This window comes from Nonomuraea sp. NPDC050310, assembly GCF_040655795.1.
GTDB lineage: Bacteria > Actinomycetota > Actinomycetes > Streptosporangiales > Streptosporangiaceae > Nonomuraea.
The window spans coordinates 174,498-187,962 of the sequence record NZ_JBFAKP010000008.1 but is presented as its reverse complement, the minus strand read 5'-3'; the positions used below and the strand labels follow the sequence as shown (position 1 = coordinate 187,962).

12 protein-coding genes are annotated in these 13,465 nt (G+C 70.7%); 5 read left to right on the top strand and 7 right to left on the bottom strand.

Annotated elements, in window-relative coordinates:
• Positions 1 to 73: 73 nt before the first annotated feature.
• The 3 genes from AB0I67_RS21345 (at position 74) to AB0I67_RS21335 (ending at position 2,392) form a co-directional block, all read left to right on the top strand.
• Positions 74 to 799, top strand: coding sequence for an alpha/beta fold hydrolase (locus AB0I67_RS21345; protein ID WP_357926117.1), 726 nt, complete (start codon positions 74 to 76; stop codon positions 797 to 799).
• Between the two features lie 142 nt (positions 800 to 941).
• Positions 942 to 1,685, top strand: coding sequence for a 3,4-dihydroxy-2-butanone-4-phosphate synthase (locus AB0I67_RS21340; RefSeq protein WP_357926115.1), 744 nt, complete (start codon positions 942 to 944; stop codon positions 1,683 to 1,685).
• On the top strand, positions 1,682 to 2,392 hold the full coding sequence (locus tag AB0I67_RS21335) for a C39 family peptidase (RefSeq protein WP_357926113.1): 711 nt from the start codon (positions 1,682 to 1,684) through the stop codon (positions 2,390 to 2,392). Before AB0I67_RS21340 ends, AB0I67_RS21335 begins: the two co-directional genes overlap by 4 nt.
• A gap of 128 nt (positions 2,393 to 2,520) precedes the next feature.
• Here AB0I67_RS21335 and AB0I67_RS21330 read toward each other — a convergent pair whose 3' ends face one another.
• Positions 2,521 to 4,323, bottom strand: a complete 1,803-nt coding sequence (locus AB0I67_RS21330) for an alkyl sulfatase dimerization domain-containing protein (RefSeq protein WP_357926110.1) — start codon at positions 4,321 to 4,323, stop codon at positions 2,521 to 2,523.
• Positions 4,324 to 4,472: 149 nt separating this feature from the next.
• Between AB0I67_RS21330 and AB0I67_RS21325 the strand changes: the two genes are divergently transcribed.
• The gene (locus AB0I67_RS21325) at positions 4,473 to 5,132 is read left to right on the top strand and encodes a GAP family protein (RefSeq protein WP_357926107.1); all 660 of its coding nucleotides are present in this window, start codon (positions 4,473 to 4,475) and stop codon (positions 5,130 to 5,132) included.
• A 3-nt stretch (positions 5,133 to 5,135) separates the two neighbouring features.
• Here AB0I67_RS21325 and AB0I67_RS21320 read toward each other — a convergent pair whose 3' ends face one another.
• The 4 genes from AB0I67_RS21320 to AB0I67_RS21305 all read right to left on the bottom strand — a co-directional run bounded on the left by AB0I67_RS21320 (position 5,136) and on the right by AB0I67_RS21305 (position 9,048).
• Positions 5,136 to 5,504, bottom strand: a complete 369-nt coding sequence (locus AB0I67_RS21320) for a phage holin family protein (RefSeq protein ID WP_357926104.1) — start codon at positions 5,502 to 5,504, stop codon at positions 5,136 to 5,138.
• Position 5,505: 1 nt separating this feature from the next.
• Complete coding sequence (locus AB0I67_RS21315) at positions 5,506 to 6,030, bottom strand: LURP-one-related family protein (protein WP_357926102.1); 525 nt, start codon at positions 6,028 to 6,030, stop codon at positions 5,506 to 5,508.
• A 269-nt stretch (positions 6,031 to 6,299) separates the two neighbouring features.
• Positions 6,300 to 7,898, bottom strand: coding sequence for a SulP family inorganic anion transporter (locus AB0I67_RS21310; RefSeq protein ID WP_357926100.1), 1,599 nt, complete (start codon positions 7,896 to 7,898; stop codon positions 6,300 to 6,302).
• 145 nt (positions 7,899 to 8,043) lie between these two features.
• Positions 8,044 to 9,048, bottom strand: a complete 1,005-nt coding sequence (locus AB0I67_RS21305) for a metallophosphoesterase family protein (protein ID WP_357926096.1) — start codon at positions 9,046 to 9,048, stop codon at positions 8,044 to 8,046.
• A gap of 318 nt (positions 9,049 to 9,366) precedes the next feature.
• On the opposite strand from AB0I67_RS21305, the gene AB0I67_RS21300 reads away from it, so the two are divergent.
• Positions 9,367 to 10,338, top strand: coding sequence for a zinc-binding dehydrogenase (locus tag AB0I67_RS21300; RefSeq protein ID WP_357926093.1), 972 nt, complete (start codon positions 9,367 to 9,369; stop codon positions 10,336 to 10,338).
• On the opposite strand, the gene AB0I67_RS21295 is transcribed toward AB0I67_RS21300, so the two are convergent.
• Both AB0I67_RS21295 and AB0I67_RS21290 read right to left on the bottom strand, forming a co-directional pair.
• On the bottom strand, positions 10,327 to 11,838 hold the full coding sequence (locus AB0I67_RS21295; RefSeq protein WP_357926091.1) for an alpha/beta hydrolase: 1,512 nt from the start codon (positions 11,836 to 11,838) through the stop codon (positions 10,327 to 10,329). The genes AB0I67_RS21300 and AB0I67_RS21295 overlap by 12 nt on opposite strands.
• A 135-nt stretch (positions 11,839 to 11,973) precedes the next feature.
• A complete protein-coding gene (locus AB0I67_RS21290) occupies positions 11,974 to 13,404 on the bottom strand; it encodes an MFS transporter (protein ID WP_357926089.1) in 1,431 nt (476 codons plus the stop codon).
• Positions 13,405 to 13,465 lie beyond the last annotated feature (61 nt).

The window sequence follows — 13,465 nt, the reverse complement described above, 5'->3', positions numbered from 1 at the left end:
TGTAGCGGTCGCTACAGTTCTCTGCTAGCTTTAGCGATCGTTACAGCAAGCATCGACGGCAAAGGACCCGACCATGTCTCTCCTCCTCATTCACGGCGCAGGCGGCAGCATCGAGGACAACTACGGCCCGATCATGGAGGGCCTCACCGCCCGGCACACCGTCGCCGCCCTCGACCTCCCCGGCTCCGGCGCCACCCCCGCCACCTCCGCACCCCTGACCCTCGACGACCTGGCCGACCGATACCTCGCCGCGGCCGACGCCCGGGGCCTGGGCACCTTCGCGGTCAGCGGCTACTCGCTCGGCGGCCCGATCGCGATCCGCCTCGCGGCCCGTCACCCCGAGCGCGTCACCCGCCTCGTGCTGACCGCCACCTTCTCCCACGCCGACACCCGCACCGACCTCGCCGCCTCGATCTGGCACCGGCTGTACGCGACGGGACAGCACGACCTGCTCGTGCAGTACCTCAACCTGCTCGCGCTCAGCGAGCCGGCTCTCAACTCCCTCACTCCCGCCCAGCTCCAGGCGGCCGTGACGCAGACCGTCCCGTCCATCCCCGCCGGCACCCCGGACCAGGTCGATCTCGTACGGCGAGCGGACGTGCGCGCCGACCTGGCCGCGATCACGATCCCCGCCCTGGTCATCGTCACCACCCAGGACGGGCTGATCAGCCCGGCACTCCAGCGCGACCTGGCCGCGGCGCTACCGCAGGCCGAGGTGGCCGACCTCGCCACCGGCCACCTGCCCTTCGCCGAGCGGCCGGAGGAGTGGCTGAAGCTCATCACCGACTTCCTGGCCTAACCACCGGCCGCGATCACTGCCCGCTGGCGAAGCACCTCGGCGCCGGACCACCCGACGACGGACCCCACGACCCACCCCTACGGCCCCTCCAGGCGCGGTGTCGCCGCAGGTCAGTCTGGGTGATCAAAGGAGGGCTTCGAGCATGTGCATGGGTGTGGAGCCTGCAAGGGATCCGAGGTCAGCGGTGCTCGACAGGATCGATGAGGCCATCGCCGACCCGCGGGCCGGGCGGCCGGTGATCGTGGTCGATGACGACGACCGGGAGAACGAGGGCGACCTGGTCATGGCCACCGGGCTGGCCACGGCGAGCACACTGGCGTTCTTCGTACGGTGGACCAGCGGCCTGCTCCGCGCCCCGATGTCGGCCGAGGTCGCCGAGCGGCTCCTGCTGCCGCCGATGGTGGCCGACAGCCAGGATCCGGCAGGGACGGCCTACCCGGTGTCGGCCGACGCCCGCGACGGCATCGAGCCAAGCATCAGCGCCGCCGACCCGTGCGCTCACCGCCCGCCTGCTCGCCGACCCCGCCACCCGTCCCGACCAGCTCCGGCGGCCCGGCCACCTGTTCCCGCTGCGCGCACGCCGGGAGGTCCGGCCGAACGGCGCGACCACACCGAGGCGACAGCGGACCTGCTGCGGTTGGCCGGCCTCGCACCGGTCGGTGTCATCAGCGAGGTCTGCAACGACGACGGTTCGGTGGCCCGCCTTCGCCGACGCTCACGGCTCGATCGACCTCCGCCGGGACCACCTCGCTGCCCGCGCCTTCTCCAAGACCCTCTTCGACGTCCAGGACCACTGACGTCCAGCGCCTCGTCACACAAGGCTCATGTAGAGTCCGGCCCGATTGCTCACTCCTGTCCCGACTTCCCCCGGAGATCTCCCGCGTGAAGACGTTCCTAGCAAGGACCGCACTGGGCACCGTCGTGGTTACGACCCTCGTCGCCCTCCAGCCAGGGAGTGCCCAGGCCGCCCCCGCCAGTACCCCGCTCCAAGGCAGCAGCGCCATCGCACAGGCGACCGTACCCGCCGGGGCTCAGTCCCCCATCCGGGCCAAGCTCGCCATCAAGGAGGTCTACCAGACGACGGACTACTGGTGCGCCCCGGCGTCGGCCGAGATCTCCCTGCGCACGCTCGGTGTCAAGGTGCCCCAGGCGACCCTGGCCAAGAAGATGCGCACCACCAAGGAGAACGGCACGTCCGCCGAAGACCAGCTGCGGGTGCTGAACGCCTACGCCAAGAACACCGGGTACGCCTACGCGCCCGCGTGGGACGTGTACAACGCCAAGCGCCTGGGCGAACGGCTCGCCTACAGCATCGGCGTCCTGCGCAAGGCCACTCCGATCCAGCTCTACATCGACCGGCTGCCCTGGTACAAGGGCGTCGACTTCGGCGCGCCGGACGTCGTTCACATGATCGTCGCCTACGGCTACGACAAGAAGGCGAAGACCGTCCTCGTCTGGGACCCCAACACCTTCGCCGGCGGGGGCGGCAGATACACCATCACCATGGCGCAGCTCGCCAAGGCCACCGAGTCGAACAAGCGAAACGAGTCCGGTCACCGCTACTGGGGCATGTACCAGCCGGTCAAGAACTGACCTCACCCAGAGCGTCGCGTAGTCCGCGCAAGCCGGGTGACAGGGGGGAGTGCCCGCGCCGGCCGGGGGCGAGCTTGAGGGGCCGGCTCGGGCCGTCCGGAACCTCCAGGTGGACGCCCCCGCACCGTCTACGGCGTGACGATGGGGAACTGGCGGTCAGGGGCCTCCAGCAGCGAGAGGATCTTCCCGATGACCGTGGCGTCGCCCTCGTGCGCGACGCCGTCGAGCTTGCCGCTCCCCAGCACCTGGAAGAGCTGCGGCTTGGTGAGCGTCACGGTGAGGTCGGCCGGCGGGCCGGACTGCGAGGTGGTGTGCCACAGGACGCCGTTGGACAGCCGCATCCGGTAGGACTCGTCCAGGTCGGTGAAGGTCCAGTCGACGGTCGCCTGCTCGTGCCAGGCGCGCGGCCCGTTGACCTTCACCGCGATCGAGTCGAAGATCTGCCCGATGGTGAGCGCGCCGACCAGGTCGGGTCCCGCGGTGTCCGGGGCGGGCGGCTTGATCTCGCCGCGGAGCTCGTCGGCGCCGGTGAGGTAGAAGTTGCGCCAGGTGCCGTTCTCCGCGCCGCGGCCGAGCCCGTCGTAGGCCGTGGCTAGCAGTTCGCGGGCCTCGGCGTTGGCCGGGTCGGCGAAGACGACGTGGTTGACCACCGTGGCCACCCAGCGCAGGTCGCCGTCCTCCAGGCTCTTGCGGGCCTGGGCGAGCACGTTAGCGGCGCCGCCCATGAACTCCACGTACCGCTTGGCCTGCTCGACGGGCGGGTGCTCCCACAGGTGCGCCGGGTTGCCGTCGAACCAGCCGAGGTAGCGCTGGTAGATGGCCTTGACGTTGTGGCTGATCGAGCCGTAGTAGCCGTGGGTGTGCCAGCGCTTCTCCAGCGCGGGCGGCACCTGCATCTCCTCGGCGATCTCGATGCCGGTCAGGCCCTTGTTGGCCAGGCGCAGCGTCTGGTCGTGCAGGTAGGCGTAGAGGTCGTGCTGCTCGGACAGGAAGGTGCGGATGCGCTCGCCGTCCCAAGTGGGCCAGTGGTGGGAGGCGAACAGCACGTCGGACTTGTCGCCGAACAGTTCGTTGGCCTCGGCCAGGTACTTGGCCCAGACCCGGGCGTCGCGCACGACCGCGCCGCGCAGGGTGAGCAGGTTGTGCAGGGTGTGGGTGGCGTTCTCCGCCATGCACAGGGCTCGCCGGTCGGGGAAGTAGAAGTTCATCTCGGCCGGGGCCTCGGTGCCCGGGGTGATCTGGAAGACGATCCTGACCCCGTCGATGACCTCTTCCTGGCCGGTGTGGGTGATGTCGAGCGTGGGCGCGATCAGCGACATCGTGCCCATGGAGGTCGTCATGCCCAGACCGGCGCCGATCTGGCCGGTGGGGCCGCGCTCGAGGTCGGCGGCGTACATGTAGACCGCGCGGCGGGCCATCGCGCCGCCGGCGTAGACGTTCTCGCTGACCGCGTGCTCCAGGAAGCCCGCGGGAGCGACGATGGGGATGTCCTTGCCGTCGGTGACGCCGCGCACGCCGCCGAAGTGGTCGGCGTGGGAGTGGGTGTAGATGACCGCGGTGACCGGACGCTCGCCCCGGTGCTCCCGGTAGAGCGCCAGCGCCGCGCGGGCCGGCTCGACCGTCATGAGCGGGTCGATCACGATGACGCCGCGCTTGCCCTCGACGAATGTCACGTTGGACAGGTCGAGACCGCGAGCCTGGTAGATGCCCTCGCAGACCTCGAAGAGGCCGTGCTTGGAGACGAGCTGTCCCTGCCGCCACAGGCTCGGGTTGGCGGTGTCGGGGCACTCGCCCGCCAGGAAGTCGTAGGCGTCGCAGTCCCAGACGGGCTCACCCTTGTCGTTCTTGACGACCGGGTCTTTGAGAGTGCCGAGAAACCCACGTTCGACGTCGTCGAAGTCGGCACGGTCTTCAAATGGATAGTCCCCCATGGCTGCTGGCCTACCCCTTGCGGCTGCGGCGCACCAGCGAGGCCCTGGTCTTTGCCCATTCATGGGCCCGGCAACCCTCGGAGGCTTTGCCAGCCGCTGAGATCACGTGACCCGGCCCTCGGGTAACCCCGCATCATGCGGAGCGACTGGTGAACGGCGCCATAGGGGACGTGCTGCCCCTGGCCCTAGGCGTGGCGATCAGCCCGATCCCGATCATCGCGGTGATCCTGATGCTGCTCGCGCCCCGGGCGGGCGGCACCAGCTTCGGCTTCCTGGTCGGCTGGGTGGGCGGCATCGTGGTCGCGACCACGGTGTTCGCCGTCCTGGCCAACGTGATCGGGCTGCAGTCCGGTGGGCAGCCCTCGGCCGCGGTGTCGTGGATCAAGATCTTGCTCGGCCTGCTCATGCTGGCTCTGGCTTGGAAGCAGTGGAGGAGCCGGCCCAAGGCGGGCGCCCAGGGGGAGTTGCCCGGCTGGATGAAGGCCATCGACCAGATGACCCCGGCCAAGGGCGCGGCACTCGGCTTCGCGCTGTCCGCGGTGAATCCGAAGAATCTCATGATGTGCGTCGGCGCCGGCGTCTCCGTCGCCCAGGCCGGTGCCTATGTCGTGCCCATCGTGGTCTTCACGGTGATCGCGGCTTCGACCGTCGCCATCCCGGTGGTCGCCTACGCGGTCGCCGCCGAGCGGATGCGCGGGCCGCTCAACGAGCTGCGTGGCTGGCTGGAGCAGAACAACGCCACCGTCATGTTCGTGCTCCTGCTGGTCATCGGGGCGGTACTGCTGGGCAAGGGCATCGGCGGCCTGTGATCGTCACACCTGGAGGACCAGGCTGAGGGCCCAGCTCACGACGCCGATGATGAGCGCTCCCCACAGCGCCGGCCAGAAGCCGCTGACGTGGAACGGCAGGCGGAGCAGGCCGGCCACCCAATCGGTGAGCAGCAGCAGGCCCGCGTTGACGACCAGCGCGAACAGCCCGAGCGTGAGCACGTAGAAGGCGCAGCCGAGCACGTGGATGAGCGGCTTGAGCACGGCGTTGACCAGGCCGAAGACCAGGGCGACCCCGAGCAGGGTGGCGATCGCCCCGGTGGTGGACCGCGCGTCCACGTCGATGCCGTCGACGACCATCGTGGCCACCCCGAGGGAGGCGGCCACGATGAGGATCTTGAGCAGTGTCCGCACGTCAGTGGCCTTCGTGGCTCAGATGGTCGATGCACACCACCACGGCGAGGAGCAACGGGGTGTCCTCGCCTTCCACGATGGAGACGCCGTAGGTGTCGCGGACGCGCATCCAGCGCTTGGAGATGTTCGCGATCTCCACGTCGTCGCGGTGAATGGTGTACTCGTGGTCGACGAAGTCGCCCTTGGCGTGCAACTCGCCCGCGTCGCCGAGGTCGACGGTGAACCGGTCGCGCAGTCCGACGAGGTGTTTGTGCAGGGTGGCCACCGTCTCGTCACCGCGCTCGACGACCATCGTCTCGCGCACCCGGAGGATCCGGCTCTGGATGCGCAGCAGTTCGGCGCCGGAGGCGTCTTCCAGCACGAAGGTCTTGCGCAGGTGGAAGACCTTGCCGTCGACGTGGTAGACGCGCTGGCCGAGTCCGTTCTCGATCCAGTAGTCGTCGCCGATCGACACCATCTTCTGCTGGAGCTGGTACAGGGCGGTGACCGGCGGTGGGTGCTCGTCGTGCTTCCTGCCGAAGATCATGCCTTGAGTGCCTCGACCGTGTCGCGCAGGTCGAGGAGGCGTTCGCGGACCGTGGTGGCGGTCTGGACGTCCGGGTAGGCGATGGCGATCAGGTGACTCATGCGTCCCTTGTTCTTGAGGGTGGAGACCGGCCTGCTCCCGCAGGTGGCGACGGTGGTGACGTTCCCGCCCGGCAGGCGAGGCAGGCGCGGGGCCGGGCCAAGTCCCGGCAAATCGTCAGGTCCGGCGCGGGTCCTGTCCCGCGATCAGCGGCGAGGCTCAGCGGGGGGTCAAGGTTGCTGAGCGGCGACCGCGGCCTCGTTGGAGTCGAAGTGGGTCAACCGCAGCCCGTAGTGGGTGAGCAGGTCACGCAGTTCCCTGGTGGCTCTGGCCACGACGAGGGTGCGATGCTGCGCCTGCAGTTTCCCGATGACCTGGCGAAGCGCCTCCGCGCCGGTGGTGTCCACGTCCGAGATCGCCTCGGCGTCGAGGACGATGTCGGTCGCCGCCAGGCCCAGGACCTGTTCCTTGAACGCGGCGGCGTTGGCGAAGAAGAGGGGGCCCTCGAAGCGGTAGACCGCCGGTCCCGGTCCAGGCTGCCGGGCGCGGACGTAACGCCCGGCGGGCCCCGGTTCGAGTACGGCGGTGCTGGGTGAGGACGCTCGCCGTACCATGTCCACCGCGGACAGCAGGAAGGCGATGACCACCGCGGACAGCGACCCCAGGACGGGCACCCCGAGCATGCACACGGTGGCGATCCAGAACTCCGAACGCCGCAGGTGCCACAGCTCGGTCAGCTTGCGCACGTCGATGAGCCTGATCACGGCCACCGCGACGATGCCGGCCAGCGCGGCGTTGGGCAGGTAGGCGAGCAGGTCGCTGAAGAAGGCCAGCAGGACCGCGACCACCAGCGCGCAGACCACGCTGGGGATCTGCGAGCGGGAGCCCACCGAGTCCATGGCCGCCGTGCGGGAGGCGCTGGAACCGATGGTCATCGATCCGGTCAGCCCGGCCGCGATGTTGCTCACGCCGAAGGCCATCAGCTCCTGGTTGCCGTCGATCGTGTAGTTGTGCTGCTCGGCGTAGCGGCGGGCGGTGAGCAGCCCGTCGGCCAGGGTGACCGCGCAGATCGCGATGGCGCCGGGGATCAGTGTCGCCCACTGGCCCAGGCTCACCCCGCTCGGGAAGTGCGGCACGGGCAGACCAGAGGGCACCGCGCCCAGGACCGAGACGCCGTGGCGGTCCAGCCCGGCGGCGGCGACCAGGACGGTGGCGGCGATCAGGGCGATCAGCGGACCCGGCAGTGCCGGGGCCACTCGGCGAAGCACCAGGATCAACGCCATGGTGCCGACGCCGACGGCGACGTTCCACCAGTGCGCCTGCGGGATCTTCGTCACGATCTCCCACAGCTCAGGGAAGAAGTGCTCCGAGGTGGTCTTGATGCCGAGGATCTTCTCCACCTGGCTGGTGAGGATCTCGATCGCCAGGCCCGCGATGAAGCCGACCAGCACCGGCTCGGACAGGAAGTTGGCTAGGAAGCCGAGCTTGAAGACGTAGAACAGCAGGAACACCAGCGCGCAGACCAGCGCCTGGGCGTAGGCGAGCTCCACGTAGTTCGTGCTGCCCGCGGCCGCCATGGCGCCGAGCAGGGAGGCGATCAGCGCCGCGATCGGCGCGTCCGGGCTGGCCACGAGCTGGCGGGAGGAGGCGAACAGCGCGAACACCAGCATCGGGACGATCGCCGTGTACAGCCCGACGACCGGAGGCAGGCCGGCGATCTGGGCGTAACCGATGTTGAGCGGGATCGCCAGGGCGGCCAGCGTCACACCGGCGATGACCTCTCTCGGGAGTTGCGCCCGTGGCACGCCCCGCAGCCCGGCGAACATCATGGCCTGGTGCTACCCGGCCGATCATCCTCCTTGATCCCCGAATCCGGCAAAGTATGAACAGACGCGCATCAGGGCGCGCCACCCCCTGGGCGGTGAATGCCGTGCTGCTCCCCTACGACACCGACCTCCGCCTGCCCATCACCGTTCAGTCAGGCAGCCCGGGCAGCGCATGCCCCAGGTGGGCCGCCAGGTCGCTGGTCCTGCGGGGGGTGAGGCAATGCCTGGCCAGGCCCGCCTCGTCGAGGCGGCCGTCGCGAGCTTGGAAGAGGAACTTGGCGGCCGGGTGCCGTGCCAGGTCGGCCGGGTCGAGGTCGCCGGCGAGGCGATGTGCCGCATGGAGCAGGGCCGGTAGCGAGGATTGCAGGGTGGCGGCCCACTCCTCGAGTGCTTCGACCCAGCGGTGGGTGGCTGGGTCGGGTGCGGAGGCGAAGCGTTCGATGGACCGCCTCAGCTCCGGCCAGGTGTAGTCCGGCCAGGGCTTGGACTTCAGGACGGGCAGCTGCCACGCCCGCTTGGCGAGGGACCAGTGGTCTGCGCGCGCCTGGACTGAGTGCAGCGTGGAGCCGGGCAGGCACAGCGCGGTCAGGTTCCAGCCGTGGCAGGCGCCGGTGTCGAGACCGAAGATCCTGCCGTCGCGGATCAACGGCTCGCGGCCCGTCACGTGGTGACCGAAGACGATCGGCTTCGGGTCCTGGTAGTGGTCGTGCCAGTGGCTGTCCGGGAACAGGGTGGCGAGTTCGCGTTCGCCGCTGGTCGAGCCGCAGAGGACCGCTTCCCTCTGGTCTGCCAGCGGGAGGCCGGGCTGGATCGCGGCGTGCACGACCCGGACGTGGTCGTTCTCGAAGTAGTACGGCAGGGTCCGCATCCAGTCGACCGCTTCGGCGTAGCCGTCGCCCAGTTGCAGGCGCGTGATCTCTTGGGCGTAGGAGAAGATGCCGCGCACGTGCTTGCGTTCGTGGTTGCCCATGACCGCGACCGAGTTGGGTCGTTCGCGGAAGAGGCCGATCACTTCTCCGGGCGCCGGTCCCCGGTCGACCAGGTCGCCGACGCTCACCAGCAGGTCGTCGGGGTGGAGGTCGACCTTCTCCAGCAGTTCGAGCAGTTCGTCGAAACAGCCGTGGATGTCACCGATGATCACGGTTCGCCGCATGCGGGCGATCCTAGGCAGGCGCCGGCTGGGCGCTCAACGGAATTCCCGGGCAGGGTGGGGTCGAGGTCGAGGCGCTTCGGAGGGCTTCCTTCGCCGTGGCCTACGGGCTCTCGCACGGGCCGGATCGTCCTGAGGCGTTCCGGCTGGCCGGCCTTTGCTTCGAGGGCACCGAGCATCGGGGGGCGATGACGCCTGGAAGGTGGGTGCGCTGGTGCTCGGCCTGGTCGCGCGAGGCCTCCGTTTCGGCTGACGTTTGACCTCAAGGCGACTTGAGGTTGCACGATGGCCGCGTTGCTTGCTGATCAGAGGAGAAGAACCATGCGAGTGGCCAGAGTGACGCGGTTCGGCGGCCCGGAGGTGCTGGAGCCGGGTGAAGCGCCGGTCCCGGTGGCCGGGCGGGGCCAGGTCCTGGTGGATGTGGCGGTGGTGGGCATCACGTTCGTCGAGACGCAGATCCGGCGCGGTGTGGACCGATGGCATGCCAGGCCGGCCCTGCCGTACGTGCCGGGAGGTGTGGCGGCCGGACACGTGAGCGCGGTCGGGCCGGACGTGGATGCGGCCTGGCTGGGGCGGCGGGTCATCGCGGATGTCGGGGACACCGGCGCTTTCGCCGAGCACGCGGTGGTCGACGTTGCCGGCCTGTCCCCCGTGCCGGACGGGCTGGGCCTGCCGGAGGCGGTCGCCCTGCACAGCGACGGCAGCACCGCGCAGGGTTTGGTGGAGAAGGCCGGCATCGGCCCCGGCGACCGGGTGCTGGTCGAAGCGGCGGCCGGCGGGGTGGGCAGCCTGCTGGTGCAGCTCGCGCTGGCGGCCGGCGCCCAGGTGGTCGGCGCCGCCCGCGGCGCGCGGAAGCTGGAGCTCATCCGGGAGTTGGGCGCGGACGCGGCGGTCGACTACTCCGAGCCGGACTGGACCGAGCAGGTACGGCAAGCGACCGGTGGCCAGGGGCCGACCGTGGTGTTCGACGGCGTCGGCGGGGCGATCGGGCGGGCCGCGTTCGAGGTGACGGCGCGCGGCGGCCGCTTCTCGGTGCACGGCGCGTCGAGCGACGCTCCCACGGTGATCTCCGCGGAGGAGGCGCAGAGCCGTGGGGTGACCGTACTCGGCCTTGAGCAACTGGCGGAGTTCGGCCCGGACCTGCCGCGGTGGGCGGAGGAGATGAGGTCGCTGGCCGCCGCCGGCACCGTCCGCCCGGTGATCGGGCAGACCTTCCCGCTGGAACGGGCCGGCGAGGCGCACGCCGCGATCGAGAACCGTACGGCGGTGGGCAAGACCCTGCTACTGCTCTGAACCCGGCGGCGCCGGCCTCGCGGACGAAACGGTGCAGCTCGTGTCTGCCTTCGGCAGCACTCCATCGAGCAGATACCGGCCGACCACGGTGTCGACGCACCGGTTGCCGGCCGAGACGTAGACGCCGTGCCGGTACGACCCGATCAGCGTGAGCATCCGGGAGCCGGTCAGCGCGCGGTGCATCGCCCGCTGGCCGGCGTAGGGCGTCGCCGGGTCGCCCGCGGCGCCGACGATCAGCGCGGGCACGGCGTTCGCGATCCTGGTGGCCGGTTCGACCGGCGTGTCCGGCCAGAACGCGCACGGGGAGATGTTGCGGACCAGCGGCCCGAACAGCGGTTCCGCGGCCCGGTGGCGCTGGATGTCGCGGTAGTACAGCTCCGGGTTCGTCGGCGCGGCGCGGTCGGCGCACAGGATCGGCGTCCCTGCCCGGTCCTCGGCCGTGCCGGAGCCGGTGAACAGGCCGTCGAGGAACTCCAGCAGCGACGCGGGCGGCGGGGTGCGTCCGGTCAGGGCGGCGGCCTCCTTCGCGAGGGCGGCGTACTCGGCGGGTCCGTCGTCGTAGAGCCGCGCGAACAGCCAGTACGGCACGACCGAGGCGTCCACCCAATGGCCGTTGACCTGCACCGGCTTCTCGGTGATCTTGTCGATGGCCGCCCGCACCTCCCGCACCGTGGCGCCCAGCCCGTACTCGCCGTCGCGTCCGGCGACCCAGGCGGCCCACCGGCGCAGCGCGGCCTCCAGCGCGGGAGCGTTGTGCCTGAGCAGGCGCGGGCCGTACGTCTCGGGATCGACCGCGCTGTCGAGCACGACACGGTCGGCGTGCGCGCCGAACATCTGCAGGTAGGTCGCGCCCAGGTAGGTGCCGTAGGAGTACCCGAGGTAGGACAGTTTCCTCTCGCCGAGCGCCGATCTGATCACGTCCATGTCCCGCGCGGTGTTCCTGGTGGAGGCGTACGGCAGGGCGCTGCGATCGTCGCGTGCGCATCCCTCCGCCAGCCGTCTGGCGAGGGCCACGCCGGCGTCGAAGGAACGCCGGTCGGGGCCGGCGGAGCGGAGGAACGTGTCGGTCTGCCATCGGCAGCGGATCGGGGTGCTCCGTCCGACGAACCTGGGGTCCATCCCCACCAGGTCGTACCGTTCGGCCAGCGCCGGCACCTTCTTGCCGAGGAGGACCTGCTGGATGCCGGTGGCGCCCGGCCCGCCGGGGTTGATCAGCAGCACCCCTCGCCGGCGGGTGGCGTCGGGCGCCTTGAGACGGGAGATCTCGATGGTGATCGTCCGGCCGGCGGGCCTGCGGTAGTCCATGGGCACCGTGACGCCGGCGCACTGGACACCGGCCTGGTCGAGCAGGGTGCCGAGCTCGTCCGCAGGGTCTGTGGCGCAGGCGCGCCAGGTGATCGGCTGCCGGTGGTAGCGGTCGGGAGCAGGGGCCGAGACCACCCCGCTCAGACCGGCGAGGGCGGTGATCGTGGCCGTGGCGGCCCAGGTGTGCGGCGACATCGTGCTTCCTTCCCGGGTTGCTGAGACGAGGTCGACGGTAGGCGGGCTCGTGCGGCCGCCGCGATCATGCCTGCCGCCGTTCTGGGGCGGGGGTTCGCTCCAGGAGGGGCCGGTGGTCAGCCCCAGGGCCGGCCTTCACCGCTGGTGCTCCGTCCTCGGGAGGGCGAGCATCGCCAGCGCCGTGACCAGGTAGAGCGCGGCGGAGACGATCAGGACCGTGCCGAGCGCGTGGCTGTAGTCGGACAAGGCCGGTGCTGCGGCCGTCGAGCCGGTGGCGGCGGTGAAGAAGAGGGTGCCGAGGACCGCGATGCCGACCGCGGCGCCGATCTGGTTGACGGTGGAGAGCACCCCGCCCGCGGCGCCGGCGTTGCGGCCGGGCACACCGGCGAGGACGACGTTGACCAGGATGGGGGCGGCGAGGCCGAGTCCGAGGCCGCCGATGAGGAGCGCCAGGGCGAGGGGCCAGTATCCGGGGTCGGTGCCGTCCTTGGCGACGAGCCACAGGACGAGCTGGGAGGCGGCGACGGTGAGGGAGCCGGTGACCAGGAGCGTACGGCCGGCCTTGGCGGCGAGCGCGACGCCGAGCCCGGAGGTGATGATCGAGCCGAGCGCGTACGGGAGGATCACCAGGCCGGTCGCCCATGCGGTCCGGCCGGTGCCGTACTGCAGGTAGACGGAGAGGGTGAGGAAGAACGGCCCGATGCCCCCGAAGAAGAGCGTCGAGGCGGCCAGGCCGGCCGCGAAGCTGCGGATCCGCAGCAGGGCCGGGTCGAAGACCGGTTCTGCGCCGCGGGCGGTGAGCCGGCGCTCGTAGGCGAGGAAGATCGCCAGGACGAGGACGCCGGCGGCGAGCAGGCCGTAGCTGGTCCAGGTCCATCCCCAGGCCTCGGTCTGGATGATCGGCAGCAGGAGGAGCAGGGCGCCCGCGGCGGCGAGGAACGCGCCGAGCAGGTCCAGCCGCGCGGTCGAGGCGGACCGCGACTCCGGCAGGATCCTCGCCCCGAGGACCAGCGCCAGGATCGAGACGGGCACGTTGATCCAGAAGATCGTGCGCCAGCCGAGCCCGGCCAGGTCGGCGTCGACGAGCAGCCCGCCCAGCAGCGGGCCGGCGACCGAGGCGAGGCCCTGGACCGCCCCGTAGGCGGCGAACGCCTTGGCCCGCTCGGCCGGGGCGAAGGACGCCCGGATGATCCCGAACACCTGCGGGACCATGATCCCGGCGGTCAGTCCCTGCCCGGCCCGCATGCCGATGAGCATGCCCGGGTCGACGGCCAGCGCGCACAGCGCCGAGGTGAGCATGAACCCGGCCAGCCCGAGCATGAACAGCCGCTTGCGGCCGTACTGGTCGCCGAGCCGGCCGCCGGTGATGAGGCCCGCGCCCAGGGTGAGGGTGTAGGCGGCGATCGTCCACTGGATCTCGGCGGCGGACGCCCCCAGGTCGTGGGCGATCGCGGGTGCCGCGACGGTGACGATCGTCGCGTCGAGCAGGTCCATGAAGGACCCGAAGAGCACCACGAGCAGGGCCAGGGAGGCCTGGGTGGTGCGGAGGTTCGAGGTGGCGGTCATGCCGGCCACCATGGCGGGCATAATTGCCATCGAGTGTCCGCTACAGGGCGGAGAATCGGAG

What these genes read in the sequence shown, in the direction of transcription:
- AB0I67_RS21345 (WP_357926117.1), top strand. Translation starts at nt 74, where the DNA reads ATGTCTCTCCTCCTCATTCACGGCGCAGGCGGCAGCATCGAGGACAAC.
- AB0I67_RS21340 (WP_357926115.1), top strand. Translation starts at nt 942, where the DNA reads ATGTGCATGGGTGTGGAGCCTGCAAGGGATCCGAGGTCAGCGGTGCTC.
- AB0I67_RS21330 (WP_357926110.1), bottom strand. Translation starts at nt 4,323, where the DNA reads ATGGGGGACTATCCATTTGAAGACCGTGCCGACTTCGACGACGTCGAA.
- AB0I67_RS21315 (WP_357926102.1), bottom strand. Translation starts at nt 6,030, where the DNA reads ATGATCTTCGGCAGGAAGCACGACGAGCACCCACCGCCGGTCACCGCC.
- AB0I67_RS21310 (WP_357926100.1), bottom strand. Translation starts at nt 7,898, where the DNA reads ATGATGTTCGCCGGGCTGCGGGGCGTGCCACGGGCGCAACTCCCGAGA.
- AB0I67_RS21305 (WP_357926096.1), bottom strand. Translation starts at nt 9,048, where the DNA reads ATGCGGCGAACCGTGATCATCGGTGACATCCACGGCTGTTTCGACGAA.
- AB0I67_RS21300 (WP_357926093.1), top strand. Translation starts at nt 9,367, where the DNA reads ATGCGAGTGGCCAGAGTGACGCGGTTCGGCGGCCCGGAGGTGCTGGAG.
- AB0I67_RS21295 (WP_357926091.1), bottom strand. Translation starts at nt 11,838, where the DNA reads ATGTCGCCGCACACCTGGGCCGCCACGGCCACGATCACCGCCCTCGCC.
- AB0I67_RS21290 (WP_357926089.1), bottom strand. Translation starts at nt 13,404, where the DNA reads ATGACCGCCACCTCGAACCTCCGCACCACCCAGGCCTCCCTGGCCCTG.